The sequence below is a fragment of the Embleya sp. NPDC050493 genome, from assembly GCF_044458105.1.
Lineage (GTDB): Bacteria > Actinomycetota > Actinomycetes > Streptomycetales > Streptomycetaceae > Embleya.
The window spans coordinates 56923-71298 of sequence record NZ_JBITHP010000027.1 but is presented as its reverse complement, the minus strand read 5'-3'; the positions used below and the strand labels follow the sequence as shown (position 1 = coordinate 71298).

At 69.5% G+C, this 14376-nt stretch carries 8 protein-coding genes; 6 read left to right on the top strand and 2 right to left on the bottom strand.

Going from position 1 to position 14376, the window contains the following annotated elements; genetic code table 11:
* Positions 1 to 70: 70 nt before the first annotated feature.
* Positions 71 to 925, bottom strand: a complete 855-nt coding sequence (locus tag ACIBM5_RS36835; RefSeq protein ID WP_396011065.1) for a hypothetical protein — start codon at positions 923 to 925, stop codon at positions 71 to 73.
* A 948-nt stretch (positions 926 to 1873) separates the two neighbouring features.
* Between ACIBM5_RS36835 and ACIBM5_RS36830 the strand changes: the two genes are divergently transcribed.
* The 4 genes from ACIBM5_RS36830 (at position 1874) to ACIBM5_RS36815 (ending at position 9018) form a co-directional block, all read left to right on the top strand.
* Positions 1874 to 3151, top strand: coding sequence for a hypothetical protein (locus tag ACIBM5_RS36830; RefSeq protein ID WP_396011064.1), 1278 nt, complete (start codon positions 1874 to 1876; stop codon positions 3149 to 3151).
* A gap of 309 nt (positions 3152 to 3460) precedes the next feature.
* Entirely contained in the window at positions 3461 to 4783 is a 1323-nt protein-coding gene (locus ACIBM5_RS36825) for a WxL domain-containing protein (RefSeq protein ID WP_396011062.1), read from the top strand.
* Positions 4784 to 5180: 397 nt separating this feature from the next.
* Positions 5181 to 7550 carry a hypothetical protein gene (locus ACIBM5_RS36820; RefSeq protein ID WP_396011061.1) on the top strand — a complete coding sequence of 790 codons (2370 nt, stop codon included), beginning with the start codon at positions 5181 to 5183 and terminating at the stop codon, positions 7548 to 7550.
* A 340-nt stretch (positions 7551 to 7890) separates the two neighbouring features.
* The gene (locus tag ACIBM5_RS36815; RefSeq protein WP_396011059.1) at positions 7891 to 9018 is read left to right on the top strand and encodes a hypothetical protein; all 1128 of its coding nucleotides are present in this window, start codon (positions 7891 to 7893) and stop codon (positions 9016 to 9018) included.
* Between the two features lie 553 nt (positions 9019 to 9571).
* Here ACIBM5_RS36815 and ACIBM5_RS36810 read toward each other — a convergent pair.
* Positions 9572 to 10105: a hypothetical protein gene (locus tag ACIBM5_RS36810; RefSeq protein ID WP_391586802.1), complete on the bottom strand. Its 534-nt coding sequence runs from the start codon at positions 10103 to 10105 to the stop codon at positions 9572 to 9574.
* A 495-nt stretch (positions 10106 to 10600) separates the two neighbouring features.
* Between ACIBM5_RS36810 and ACIBM5_RS36805 the strand changes: the two genes are divergently transcribed.
* Complete coding sequence (locus ACIBM5_RS36805; RefSeq protein ID WP_396011058.1) at positions 10601 to 12205, top strand: hypothetical protein; 1605 nt, start codon at positions 10601 to 10603, stop codon at positions 12203 to 12205.
* A 300-nt stretch (positions 12206 to 12505) separates the two neighbouring features.
* A complete protein-coding gene (locus ACIBM5_RS36800) occupies positions 12506 to 14215 on the top strand; it encodes a hypothetical protein (RefSeq protein ID WP_396011057.1) in 1710 nt (569 codons plus the stop codon).
* Positions 14216 to 14376 lie beyond the last annotated feature (161 nt).

Genomic DNA, 14376 nt, shown 5'->3' with positions numbered 1-14376 from the left:
AGTCAATAGCCGTCGGTAAGCGCCGCGGTCGGCCTCCCGAGCCGGAAGGCCGACCGTCCGCGGACCCGGGTCAGGCGTTGCGCGAGGACCGCACCCGACGGGTCGCGAGCAACACCCCGCCGACGCCGAGCAGCCCGACGGTCCCACCGAGCAGACCCATCGAGAGCGCGTCGTCCAGCGGACCGGTCTTGGGCAGCGTGCCCGAGCCGGTGGTCGAGCCGGCCGTCGTGTCCGAGGTGGTACCACTCGTGGACCCCGAGGTGGAGCCGGACGTGGAACCCGAGGTCGAGCCCGAGGTCGAGCCCGACGTGGAGCCGGAGGTCGAGCCCGAGGTCGAGCCGCCGCTCGTCGCGGCAGCCGGGGTGGTGACCGAGTAGGCCACCGCCGTCGAGGTCATGTTGCAGGGCACCGTGAACTCCAGCGGCGGTTCGATGACCTCGATCTTCAGCTGGAACTTCTTGGGGCTCAGCTCGACCTTGCCCTTGGCGTTGCTCGGCAACTGCACGTTGGCGTTGAACTTCGGGACGTCGATCCCGGCCTTCGCCTCCACCGTCATCGTGGTGGTCGCGCCCACCGCCGTCAGCGTTGCGGTCCCACCGTCGGACTTCGCGTCGAAGACGACCGTGGGAGTGATCTTGATGGGGGCCTTGAGCGGGGACGACGCGGGGCTGGGGCCCGGGTCGATGGCGAGTTGGATCGACTTGCCGGGCGTCGAGTCGGCCGGGCCGGTGATCGTGAACGGCTGCGCGCCGGAAACCGACGTCTTGTTGTCCATCGCCTGGATGACCAGGGCGTCGGTGAACTCGCACTTCACCTGCGTGGTGACCGGCGCGGCGGCGGCCTGCGGCGCGAACGCCAGCATGCCGCCCGCCATGACGGCGAACGCCGCCAAGCCGCCCGCGGTTCGCTTATAGGGCCTGACCATACGGTGGTTCTCCCTTCGGGGGGATCTCTTGCTCGTCGAGAAGTCCTGATCGAAACGGCCGGAGCGGCGCGCGCTCAGCAGGGCCGTTGCGGCGTGTCGGCCTGCACCGACCCGGCACGCGCCCCGACGCATCGGGTACACGCGGTCGCCACACCCGACTTCCCCCTTTCGAGGCGCGGACCGGGCGGGAAACCGGACCACGCAAGCACCGGTGGGACACGCCTCGCGTTCCCTGGAGGGGGCTTCCCTTGGCGCATCCGGGAGACATCGAGACTGTTCCAGTACTTGATGTCACGTCAGATCTTCGGGTGACGGTACGACAAGTGGCATGAGCGGACAACAGCGAAAAGCAGAAAATCTGCATCCGTCGGACACGGTTCCATATCGCGCGGACCAGCGAAATCACTCTGTCGACAAGGCGGTTGCCAGGTCCCCACAAACTCGACACGTGTCGCGTACAACTGCCGCACGAAAAGCCTGCAAACAGTGAAACTCCGGGCGAGAACCCCAGGAGCCCCGGCGCGTACACCGCGCGGCGCGCCCTGGGGACGGAACACCGTGGCCGACGAGCCCGGAAACGCCGCCGCGGCCCCCGTCCCGCCGCCGACGCACCGCCGCCCACGCACCGCCGCCTGTCACGGGCGAACGAAACCCGGGCCCGTCCTGGCGACGACGCACAACGGGTCCGTCGGAACGGCCGGGGGTGCCGGCCCGGGCGCACCCGACCACCACACCCGTGACGCTCGGCAGCGTCGACGACGACGCTCCGTGCCGGCGCTTCTCGAACCCGTCACAGCCGGCTCGGACCCCTTGACACCACGTCAGGCGAGCGGAATCAATGGGCATTTGGCCCATTTATGGAACACGTTTCAGGCCACCCCCGCAGTCGAACGAGCCGGGGCCGGCCGAAGCCGAGAAACGACGAACAGGGAAGGGAGCGTCCCGCGCATGGTTCCACCCCGCAGGAGGCTGTTCGCGATGCTGGGGGCAGGCGTGCTCGCCGCCGGCGCGGCAGGTCTCACGGCGGTCGCCCCCGGGGCCCAGGCGGCGCCCGTGGAGCACGAGGTGAGTTGCCGACCGCCGCTCGCAGGCGGCCCCGACTTCACCTGGAAGCCCCGGATCGAGCTGACCGTGTCGGCGCCGAAGCAGGGCACGTACAAGGTCGGCGAGGAGGTGACCGTCACCTGGCACTGGGCCACTCCGCCACGCAACCCGTGGACTTGGACCGACGCATTCGCCGATACCGAGACGCCGAACGCCACGGTCAAGCTCTCCAACGCGCAGGTCGGCGACATTCAGCTCACCGGTCCCGCGAAGCACCCGAAGGTCGGCGGCTCCCAGCCGCTCCCGGTCGCGGACATGACCGGCCGGTTCACCATCGCCGCCGAGGGCCGGATCGACCTCGCGCCGGGCGCGTACGTGCTCAAGCAGACCTTCATCCGGGACTCGCCCTGCACCCCGGTCCACCCGGACCGGCTGCCGGTGTCGGCGAGCCTCCAGGTCGGCACCACCCAGACCCCGGGCCAGAGCGCGGGCGGCGGTTCGGCGGGCGCCGGCCCGGTGGGCGGTGGCTCGGCGGGCACCGGCAGTACTCCCGGCACATCCACCACCCCACCTCCCGGCGGCGCCACGACCGATCCGACCGCGGGCTCGGTGGGCGCCGTCGGCGACCCCACACTCGGCGGTGTCGGCGCCACCCCGGGGCCGTCCACCGGGGCCGGCTCGCCCCCGCCGAGCGCCCCGCCCCTTCCCCCGCCGCCCGCCGCCCAGGTGCCGCAGACTCCCGTGGACACCGTGGCCGGACCGTTGTTCATGCGCCAGGACTCGGCCGGCGTGACCATGCCACAGTTCCAACCCAGCGACGGCACCCAGCAGTTGGAGGGCCGGCTGAACCCGGTGTCCATCCTGGATCGGCGCGGCAGCACACTCGGCTGGACGCTGACCGCACAGGCCAGTGACTTCGTCGGCCAGGGCGGCGAGATCGTCCCGGCCCAGCGGCTCACCTGGATCCCCGCCTGCACGACCGTGGAGGGCCCGCCCGCCACCGTCGGCACCGGCGTGCCCGGCACGGTCGGCGGCAGCGCCGAGGTGCTGTGTCGACAGAACCCGAGCACCGGCGCGGTCACCGGCGGGGCGTTCGAGGCGAACGCCCTGTTGAACCTGTCGCTCCCCGGCGGCTCGCGCTCCGACACCTACACCGGGAATCTGACGCTCAGTCTGAGCTGAGTCACCGTCGGAGACCGGGACGCCCTCCTCGCATCGTGCGAGGAGGGCGTCCTTTCGTTTCCACACCCGAATCCCTTGACTTTGTGATCGTCGTGAAGCGGAATGATCACGCACGATTTCTGTAACACGTTCCACCTGACAGGCAGGGCCGCACCCGATGGCGGCACCGGCCCGGTCATGCACGAGGCATCGAGGCCCGCGCGTCGTGTGCACTCGCGACGGCAGCGCCCGGCCTCTCGATGCGGTGTTTCGGCTGCCCCGCCTTCCCCGGCGCCGGCAGAGCGGTAACCGAGAAAAGGAACGCACCATATGTTCAAGGCAAACAGGCAACTCGCCGCGTCGCTCGGCGTCGTGACGATCGCCGGCACCGTCGGCATGGTGGCCCTCGCGCCCACCGCGAACGCGGCCGACGTGGACTACACCTCGCACTGTGTGAACCAGATCGTCAAGGACCTGGTGATCCCGGACGGCAATCTCAAGATCGACCTGTCGGTGGCGCCCGCCAAGGCGCGCTACGACGTCGGCGAAGAGGTCACCGTGACCTGGACCTGGAAGTCGTACCCGAAGGCGCCGCCGGAGATCCCCGTCGTCGGCAAGGTGGACAAGGACTCCACCCTGCCCAAGGGCAGCGTCACCCTCGGTGGCGCGGCCACCGGCGAGGTCGCGGTCGAGGGTCAGCGGATCAACCCGGAGACCGGGCCGGGCCAAGAGCTCGTGCTCACCAACATGACCGGCAAGGTCAAGCTGACCCAGGCCGGCGACGTGACGCTGACCCCGGGTCTGTACTCGACCTTCACCAAGGCGTTCGGCCTCGACGCCGAGACCAAGTGCAACCCGGTCTCCGCGGTCGCCCCCTCGGCCACGCTCAAGGTCGGCGCGGCCGACAAGCCGGTGCTCAACGCGCCCACCGGCGCGGTCGAGCCCGGCAGTGAAGTCGCCCTGACCGGCACCAAGTTCGCGCCCGGCGCGGTGACCGCGACGCTGGACGGCGGGCCCGCCGGAATCGCCTCCTCCACGCTCGCCGTGGACGCGTCCGGCAACCTGACCGGCAAGGTCAAGCTGGCCGACAACGTCGCCAACGGCACCCACACCCTCGCGGTGGCCGACGCCGAGGGCAACAGCGGCCAGGCGCGGTTGCTCGTCCGCAAGAAGGTCGACCCGACCGAGCCCGGCGACCTGACCCAGAAGCTGGACGGCACGATCACCGCCGGCTCGCTGGCGATCACCCAGCAGACCGGCGGCATCCGGCTGTCCGAGGTCGGCGTGAGCGCGCAGGACCAGACCATGACCGGCAAGCTCAACACGGTCACCGTGACCGACCTGCGCGGCGGCAACGCCGGGTGGACGCTGACGGGTTCGATCACCGACTTCGCCACGCAGGCCGGCGAGACGATCCCCGCCGACAACTTCTCCTGGAAGCCGAAGGCCGCCAAGGCCGACGAGAAGTCCAAGGGCACCCCGGTCGCGGGCAGCGCGGGCACCATCGGCTCGGGTGCGACCCTGGCCTCGGTGCCGCAGGGCACGACCGGCACGGGCGGCACCTTCTCCGCCGACGCCGACATCGACCTGAAGGTTCCGGCCTACCAGGGCGCCGGCGACTACAGCGCGACGCTGACCCTGTCGATTTCCTGACAATAGGCAGCGGTTCATCGGCACGGGGCGTCCGCCGCATTCCCTCACTGCGCGGTGGGCGTCCCGTCGCTCATTCCCACCCGTCGAACGCCCGGCCGCTCCGCATACAAATCGTTGCCGCCGGATCGCGTTCCGCTGTTGACTTCGCAAACGCCCCCGGGCTCAATGGGAGGCGCTGTTTTCTGGAACAGGTTTCAGGAGTGGCATCAGCAGGAACGACCGGGTGACACCGGCGGGGTCGGGTGTCACCCCGCCGACGTCGAATCGGCGCACGGCACCGAATCGACCGTCCCGCGCCGTGTGCGTCACCGACGGCGGCGGACCGGTCCCGGTGTGGTGTTCGACTGCCCGCTCCCCCGGCGGGCCAGGCAGGCATCCCGAGGAGGGACAGCACCACATGCTCAGACCAAGAACCAGGGAAAGCACTGGGTCCAGATTCCGCAACAAGCGCGTGGCCGGCGTGCTCGGTACCGCCCTCGTGGCCGGTGCCCTGGGCGTGGGCGCGGGGGCACAGTCCGCGAGCGCGGCTCCTGTGACGTACAACGTGCACTGTGTACCGCCGAGCATCGGTGGCGGTCCGTTCGACTTCGACGCCCAGGTCGACCTGACCGTGGATCCGGTCAAGCCGAAGTACAACGTGGGCGACGAGGTCACGGTCACCTGGACCTGGAAGGACGCGGCGAAGAACCCTTCCTCCGTGACCGTCAACGCGGACGCGGTCAAGCCTCGGGGCAAGGTCCTGGTCTCCGGCGCGCAGGGCGGCGAGATCGCGATGGAGGGTCCGCAGAAGAACGCGCAGACCCCCGGCGGCGAGAAGTTGTGGCTGTCGACCATGACGGGCACGTTGAAGATCGCCAAGCCGGGCGAGCTCAAACTCTCTCCCGGCGGCTACACGAGCACCGCGAACATGTTCGGCAGCTGGGACACGCCGTGCACGCCGAACGGCACGCCGGGCGTGGGCGCGACGCTCGCGGTGGACGGCGCGGTCAAGCCGGCCAGCGTGGCATTGAGCTGGAACGTGGTCCGGCCGGGCGCGACCATCGACGTGACCGGGGAGAACTGGCCGGTCGGCCCGGGCGGCGTCAACGTCGAACTGTGCGACCTGAACGGCAACGCCTGTGCGGCGGAAGGGGCGTCGGGCTCCACCCTCACCGTCGACGCCTCCGGAAAGCTGCTCGGTCGGGTCAAGGTCGCCGCCGGTCTGTCGGACGGCGTACGCCAGGTCCGGATCACCTCGGGTTCCGCTTCGGTCCTGGTGCCGGTCTCGGTCGTCAAGGACGCGCTGCGGCACTCCGAGCCGGTCAAGTACGGCGTGCGCTACACCCCGGCCTGGGGCAACGGCCCGGACTTCGACTGGCAGCCCGAGGTCGCCCTGTCGGTGAGCCCGGTCAAGCCGTGGTACGAGATCGGCGACGAGGTCACCGTCGGCTGGAAGTGGATCGGCTACCCGCGCAACCCCTCCAGCTGGGTGGTCGCGCTCAAGGACACGGTGACGCCCAGCGGTACCGTGAAGCTCTCCGGCGCGCAGACCGGCGACGTGTCGGTCAGTGGGCCCAAGGGCAACCCGGCCACTCCGGGCGGCGAGGTGCTCAAGGTCGGCGACATGAAGGGCACCTTCAAAATCGCCAAGGCGGGACGCATCGATCTGGCACCCGCCGGATACGGCTTGAAGGTCATCACCATCTCGTCGAGCGGCGTACCCGTCGCAACTCCGGTGGTCTCCCACTCGATCTCGGTCGGCCAACCCGCCCAGGCAAATCTGATCGTGGATCAGAATCTGCTGAAGCCGGGTGACGTCGTGAAGCTGTCCGGGGCGAACTGGCCGACCGGCCAGGGCAACCCGCAGGTCCAGCTGTGCGCGGAGGACGGTTCGGGCTGCACCGGCTCGGCGTTCGTCGCCGGGTCCGGGTCGGTGGCACAGGGCGGCGCGCTCACCGCGCAGGCCACGCTCGGCGGGCAGGTGAAGCCGGGCAATTACCTGGTCAAGGTCAGCGTCGGAGTCACCTCGTTGACCGCACCGATCACGGTCACCTCGGCGGTCGTGCTGCCGCGCGAGATCACCGCCTCCCCGGACCGGGGGCCCTCGGGTACGAAGGCGCATGTGACGGGGAAGAACTTCACCCCCGGCGCGACCGTCGTGCTGGAGACCCTGGACGCCGGCCTCGGCGCGACCGGTGACACGGTGGAGGCCACCGCGGCCGCGGACGGCACGTTCGCCGTCGATCTGACCGTGAGCAAGCCCGGTACCACCCAGATCCGGGCGTCCGAGAAGAGCGACCGCAACAAGATGGCACTCGCCGCGTTCACCTTCGAGGGTGGCGGCGGTCCCGGCGAGGAGCCGGGGACGCTGTCGATGGTCCAGGCCGGCAACGGCGTCGTGCTCGCGGACGTCCCTTTCGCGAACCACGACCAGTCGATGACGGGCTCGCTGAACGCGGTCACCGTCACCGATGCCCGCAAGGGCACGCTGGGCTGGCAACTCACCGGCTCCGTATCGGACTTCAAGGCCGAGGGCGGCAACTCGCTGCCCGCGTCCGCACTGTCCTGGACACCTCGGTGCGTGGCCGAGCCGAACTCGGCGAGCCAGGTCGTGACCGGCTCGGCGGGCACGGTCAACGGCGGGCTGCTGTGCAGCTCGGCGGCGTCCACGGACCCGGCACACAAGACCGGTGGCGTATTCACCGCGAACGCGGGCCTGTCGCTCGCGATCCCGGCGTACCAGGCGGCCGGCACCTACACCGGAACCCTGACGCTCACCGTCTCCTGACGGCGCATCAGCCCTGCCCGGGGCGCCCACCGACACCTTCCGAGGTGCCGGTGGGCGCCCCGTTCGCATTCCCCCGGCTCCCGCTCCCCAGCGAAGTGGAACTTGTTCCACCGCAACGGGACGACACGTGTCACCGCAGGTCAACGCCCCGGCGAAGACCTACCCGCCGGTCACATGGGTCGTTCGCGCCTCTTGACTTCGCCGGATGAAAGCGCATCAATGTGACCCGCCCCACTTCTGTAACACGTTCCACTTACCACGCGCGTATCCGCCCCCATGCCGCCGACGCGACGCCAACGCCCGCCGCCGGCAAGGAACGCAGGACAGGGAGCAGCACCCCATGAAGCAACGCACCATGCGCCTGGCCGCCGGACTCGGCGTCGGCACGCTGGCGATCACCGGATTCCTCGCCGGCGCCCCCGCCGCCCTCGCCGGCACCGCGACGCCGACCGTCACGTGTTCACTGCCGCTGGGCCAGGGCGAGAAGACCGGTCCGATGTCGGTGACCGTGGACGGCCCCACCACCGCCAAGCCCGGCGAGACGATCGACCTCAAGATCACCCTCGGCCCGAGCCCGGCCACCAGTCCGGCCGCGCTCAACGGCATCAAGATGACGCCGTCGATCGACTTCGCGCTGTCCGGCGGAGCCACCGGCTCGGTCACCCTCAGCGGGGCCGAGACCACGATCGACATCCCGGCGAACACGCCGATCCAGAGCCCGCCGTTCACGGTCAAGCTGCAGATCCCGGCGACCGCGACCGGCACGGTCGATCTGACCCCGACCAAGACCACCACCGCCACGGTGACGCCGTACGGCAACTTCACCACGCCGTGCGCGGTCACCGGCGGCTCCGGCGTCGCGCAGAGCATCGCCGTACAGAGCACGCCGGAGACGGCCACCCTGAGCGCGTCCCCCGGCACCGTGGAGGCCGGCAAGGAGACCGTGCTCGCCGGTACCAACTGGACCAAGGGCGGCACCGCCACGCCCTCCCTGTGCGCCGCGGACGGCACCGCGTGCAACCCGGCGGGCATCTCCGCCAACAGCCTGCGGATCGGCGCCGACGGCGTGCTCTCCGGCGGCGTGACGGTGGCCCCCGGCACCGCGGACGGCGCGTACAGCGTCCGGGTCACCGACGGCAGCCGCACCGCCTCCACGCCGCTGACGGTCAAGAAGGCCGACGTCCCGGTCGTGCAGCGCAAGGTGACGCTGAGCAAGAGCACGGTCCGCCCGTGGACGTTCGTGAAGGTGTCGGGCGAGAACTTCACCCCGAACACGCTGATCGCCCTCGCGGGCGTCGAGGGTGCCAACCCGACCTTCAACTTCGGCCTCGCCTGGACCGACCGCAACGGCAAGTTCAGCTCGTGGATCCTGGTGACCAGCAAGAAGACCACCGGCATCACGGCGGTCGAGATCGACACGAGCTTCAAGTTCGACAAGCTCGGCATGGCCGGCATCACGGTGAAGTAAACGGCGCCCGCAGGGGCACCGAGGACATCGGAAGGGGCGGGAACCACCGGTCGGTGGTTCCCGCCCCTTCGCATGCACGGGCCGGGGAATCCGATGTTCCCCACTCCACCCGGATTTCGACCTTTCGTCGATTGGACTTCCGCGCCTGCCGGCCGAGGGCACGACGGCGACCGAAGCGGGGAAATAGAGTCGAGTGTTCGAAAACCTTCGGGACAACTCGACACGCGTCGCGATCTTGGTGACTCGTGACAATCGGACCGGGGTATCGATATCCGCCTCACGAATTGATGCGGTCGGATTCCCGTGCGCGACCGAAGGTAATCCCGGGGTCGGCGCCGGCTGCGCACACTCACCATTCCTCGGCCGTTTCCGTCGATCACCGCGAGCGAGCGCGCGGGAACTCGTGGTCGCCGCACGCCCGGGTCGACCACACGACACACGACCCGGGCCGGCCCGACCGAACCCGTCGCAGCCGATCCCGGGCACGGCGAAGCCCGCCCCACCGGCACGGTGGGGCGGGCTTGTCGAACCGAGATCGCTACCGCCCGGCGGGTCAGTAGGCGAGCGACACCTGCGAACCGGCGAGAACACACGCGATGTTGTGGTTCGGGATGCCGGACACGGCGGTGACGTTGATCTGCACGCTCCAGTTGGTCGCGCTCGGGACGGTCGGCGTGGCACCGGTGCCGACCGGGGTGGTGAGCGTGCCGGAGGTGATCGTGCCGCTGGTCTTGGGCAGCGCGCCCAGGCCGACGGTCGAGGGGCTGCCGGCGGCGATCGGGTCGTTGAACTGGCCGGCGAACTGGGTGGCACCGCTGGTCGAGTCGAGCTTGGCGGTGGTGATCAGCTGGTTCGCGGAGACCGCGGTGGGCATGTTGAGCGACGTGACGAAGCGCAGCTTGTGCGTCGCGGTCGTGGACAGGGTGCCGGTCACGCCCGTGTAGGTCGTCCCGAGCGTCAGGTCCTGGCAGTTGTAGGTCGTCGAGACAGGGCCACCGGCGAACGCTGTGCCACCGAGGCCCAGGGTGGCGGCGACAGCGCCGGCAACGCAGACCGAACCGAGGGTGAGGATCTTGGACTTCGACATTTCGGTTGTGCTCCTTCGATCGGTTGGGGACTGACACGTCTCTCGCTGCACCCCATAGGCAAGCCCATAAGGGGTGTTCGAACCGAACAGGCGACAAGTCGCCGATAAAGAAGCAGTCGGGGCGTAACGCCCTCGCCGCAGCCAGAGTGAATCAAGCCTTCCGGTAACAGTCAATGCCCATCTAGGGACTTTTCTTCTTGTCGACACACTGACACGTGACGCATCGGAAGCGCAGTTGATCATGAAATCCAAACCTGTGAAAGATCCCTGTTCAGGACATGATCTTGGTGACACGTGTCGACCTTTCCAGGGCCCCGATTTCCATTGACTTCTCTGAATAGCCATAGCTAAATAACGCGCGAAGACATAAGAGGATCCGACCCGGATGCCCGGCCCGCGGCTTCGGCCGCGCGGGAGCCGCCAAGAGCCTCGTCGAACCCCGGAGCGCGCCCTCTCGAACGGGAACGCGACCCACGCAACTTCGAAAGGAGTCCGGTGCCCTCCAGATTCGCTCCAGGAAAGATCACCGTCGCTCTCGGCGCCGCGATCGTCCTCGGCACCACCGGCCTGGTGGTACTCGCGCCGTCGGCGCTGGCCGCCGAGGTCGACTACACCGCACGATGCGTGAACCGGACGCTCCCCTCGCTGGAGATTCCGGACACGAACCTGAAGCTGGACCTGGTCGTCACGCCCGCCAAGGCGACCTATCAGGTGGGCGACGTCGTCAACGTCGAGTGGCAGTGGAAGAACCACGCCAAGGTTCCGAAGAACCCGTACACCCCGGGCGTCGACAAGGACTCCACCCTGCCGACCACCAACGTCCAGCTCGGCGGGGCGATGACCAACAAGGTCGAGCTGAAGGGCCAACGGATCAATCCTCCCGCGCTCGCCGGCGAGGACCTGATCCTGACCAACCCCGTGGGCCAGTTCACCCTGACCACGGCCGGCCAGATCACGCTCACCCCGGCCGCGTACAACACCAGCACCATCGCGTTCGGCACGGTGGAGTCGTTCACCGACTGCACCCCGCTCAACACGGTGGCCGTCTCGCAGACGCTCACCGTGGAAGGGGCCACCCAGACCCCGACCCTGGCGGCCAACCCCACCACCGTCGCCGCCGGCGGCGCCACCGCGCTCACCGGCACCAACTGGTCCTCCGGCCAGGTGACGCCGTCGCTGTGCAAGGCCGACGGCACCGCGTGCGACCCGGCCGGGATCAAGGCCAACTCGCTCGTCGTCTCGCACGCCGCGCTCAGCGGCAACGTGAGCATCGCGGACGCGGTCGCCCCCGGCGACTACGTGATCAAGGTCGACAACGGCGGCGCTTCGGCGAGCACGCCGATCAAGGTCACCCCCGCCGCCGTGCGCACGGTCACGATCAGCCCGGACCACGGTCCGGTCGGCACCTCGGTCACGGTCACCGGTTCGGGCTTCGCACCCAACAGCGGCGTGCAGTTCGCCTGGTCGGACACCTCCGACGTGCCGGACGAGACCACGTACGTCACCACGGACGCCTCGGGTGCGTTCACCGCCACCACGGAGATGTACTTCGAGGGCTTCACCCAGCTCATGGTGACCGAGACGGGCGCATGGGGCTCCAACCCCATCAAGCACCTCCCGTTCCGGGTCACCGAGCCGCCCACCGGCGGTCTCGAGCAGACGATCACCGGCGCCGTGACCCCCGGCGCGCTGACCATCACGCAGCAGGCCTCGGCCATCAAGCTGTCCGACATCACGCTCAACGGTCAGGCGCAGAACATGACCGGCGCGCTGAACCCGGTCACCGTCAAGGACTTCCGCGGCGGTGCGACCGGCTGGACACTCACCGGTGCGGTCACCCCGTTCACCAACGGTGACGGTGGCACCATCGCCGCCGACAAGTTCTCCTGGACCCCGAAGGTCGCGGCCGGGCCGGGCTCCCCGAGCGTCGCCGTGGCCGGCGCCGCCGGGCCGATCGGCTCCGGCGCCACCCTGGCCTCCGCACCCAACGCGGCGGTCACCGGCGGCACCTTCACCGCCGACGCCGACCTCTCGCTCGCCGTTCCGGCGTACCAGAAGGTCGGCACCTACAGCGCCACGCTGACGCTCTCCATCAGCTGACGCCGCATCACCGCTCACCCGGTCCGGCCCCGGAACGAAGAAATTCGTTCCGGGGCCGGACCGCTTTATGGGGGCATATTCAAATCACGCATTCCGGCGCCCTAAAGAAATGATCTTGGTGACACGTGTCGAACAAGAAACCCATTGTTCACTCTTGACTTCTCATCCATTAGGAGATGAATTCTCTTCTGAACTCTCGACTTGCTTGACCCATGCCGCCACGGTCCTTTATGGCGGTTTTCTTCCGCGCCGCGATCGACCTCCCGGGGGCGATCGCACCCCCGACCATGGAGGAACCACATGCGCGTAGCGCGCAGATCCACCACCGCGACGAGGACCGGACGCCGGCTGACCGCCGCGTTCGCCGGGACGGCATTGGCGATCACCGGCCTGGCGGCACTCGCTCCGACCGCCTCGGCCACCCAGATCAACCCCACGGTGAAGTGCAGTCTGCCCGCCGGTCAGGGCACCGCCACCGGCGTGCAGGCGATGGACGTCACCTTCACCCCGGCCGTCGCCGCTCCCGGCGCGACCGTGACCGCGAAGGTGACCCTGGGACCGAGCCCGGCCACCAGCCCGCTCGCGATGACGGTGCCGACCACGCCGACCATCGACCTGGCGATGTCCGGTGGCGCCACCGGCACGGTGACGGTCGTCGGACCGCTGCTGCAGATCCCCGTGCAGGCGAACACGCCGATTCAGACTCCGCCGTACTCGGGCACGTTCGTGGTACCGACGAACGCGGCCGGCCCGGTCACGTTCAGTCCGATCCGCACGCTGACCTACACCAAGGTGCTCGGCTCCAACTACGAGACGCCCTGTGTCATCACCTCCGGCGGCGGCGCCGTCGGCAGCATCACCGTGACCGGCGGCCCCGGCACGCCGGCCACGCTGGACGCGCCGACCACCGACGTGCGGCCGGGCACCGCCGTACCGCTGTCCGGCGCCGTGTGGACGCCCAACGCGACCGCCAACGTGCAGCTCTGCGACGCCTCCGGTGGCGGTTGCAACCCCGGCGCCTTCACGGCCAAGACCCTGGTCATCGACGCGGCCGGCAACCTGAGCGGCACCGCGACCCTCGCGGGCACCACCGCCGACGGCAGCTACCGGGTCAAGGTCTTGGACGGTACGAAGGAGGCAAGCGCCCCGATCACCGTCAAGAAGTACGTGCCCAGCGGCCCGCTGCAGATCTCGATCACCCCGAACCGCGGCCCGGTCGGCACCGAGGTCACGGTGTCCGGCAAGAACTTCCCCGCCAACGAGACGGTTTCCTACGCGCTCACCGACTCCGGCGGCGTCCCGGACGAGTCGTTCTACGCCACCAGCACCCCGGACGGCACCTTCACCGGCACCATCCCGATCTACTTCGACACGGCCTCCGCGGTGCTCGCCTGGACCGGCTCCTGGTCCGGCAGCACGCCCTTCGCCTCGGCGCCGTTCACCGTCGCCACCGACCCGCCGACCGTGTCCGCCTCGCCGACCACCAGCCACCCCGGTGGCAGCGTGTCGGTGACCGGCGCGAACTGGACGCCGAACGCGACCGTCACCGCCCAGCTGTGCACCCCGAACGGCGCCACCTGCTCCTCGGCGCAGATCGCCCAGGGCCCGGGAGCGGCCGACGCGAACGGCAACCTGAACGGCACCGTCAAGCTGGCCTCCTCGGGCATCGCGGACGGCCAGTACACCCTCAAGCTGACCGACGGCACGGGCACCGCGTCCGCCCCGCTCTCGGTCCAGCGCCGCTGGATCGAGCTGGACAAGACCTCGGGCCCGGCGGGCTCGTGGGTCAAGGTCTCCGGCCACGGCTTCGGCGCCTCGGCCTGGATCAACGTGAACGGCCTCAACGCCTCGGGCGGCAAGACGAGCGACTGGGCCGGCGCGTGGGCGCTGCCGAACGGCGAATTCTGCATCTGGATCTGGATGACGCGCGGCGACAACACCGGCATCGTCGCGTCGGAGACCTTCCACCCCGACCGCAAGGCGTCGACCGCGTGGACCGTCACCCCCTGACCTGATCCGGAGCGATCCGAACCACCGCCGACGAATCGACAGGGCGGGGCCGCATATCCCTCGGATATGCGGCCCCGCCTTTCTTTTCCCGATGCGGGCATCGACGGTATCGGCAATTACCGGATGAATACGGCGCCGAACCGACCATTGGCAACGCTCTT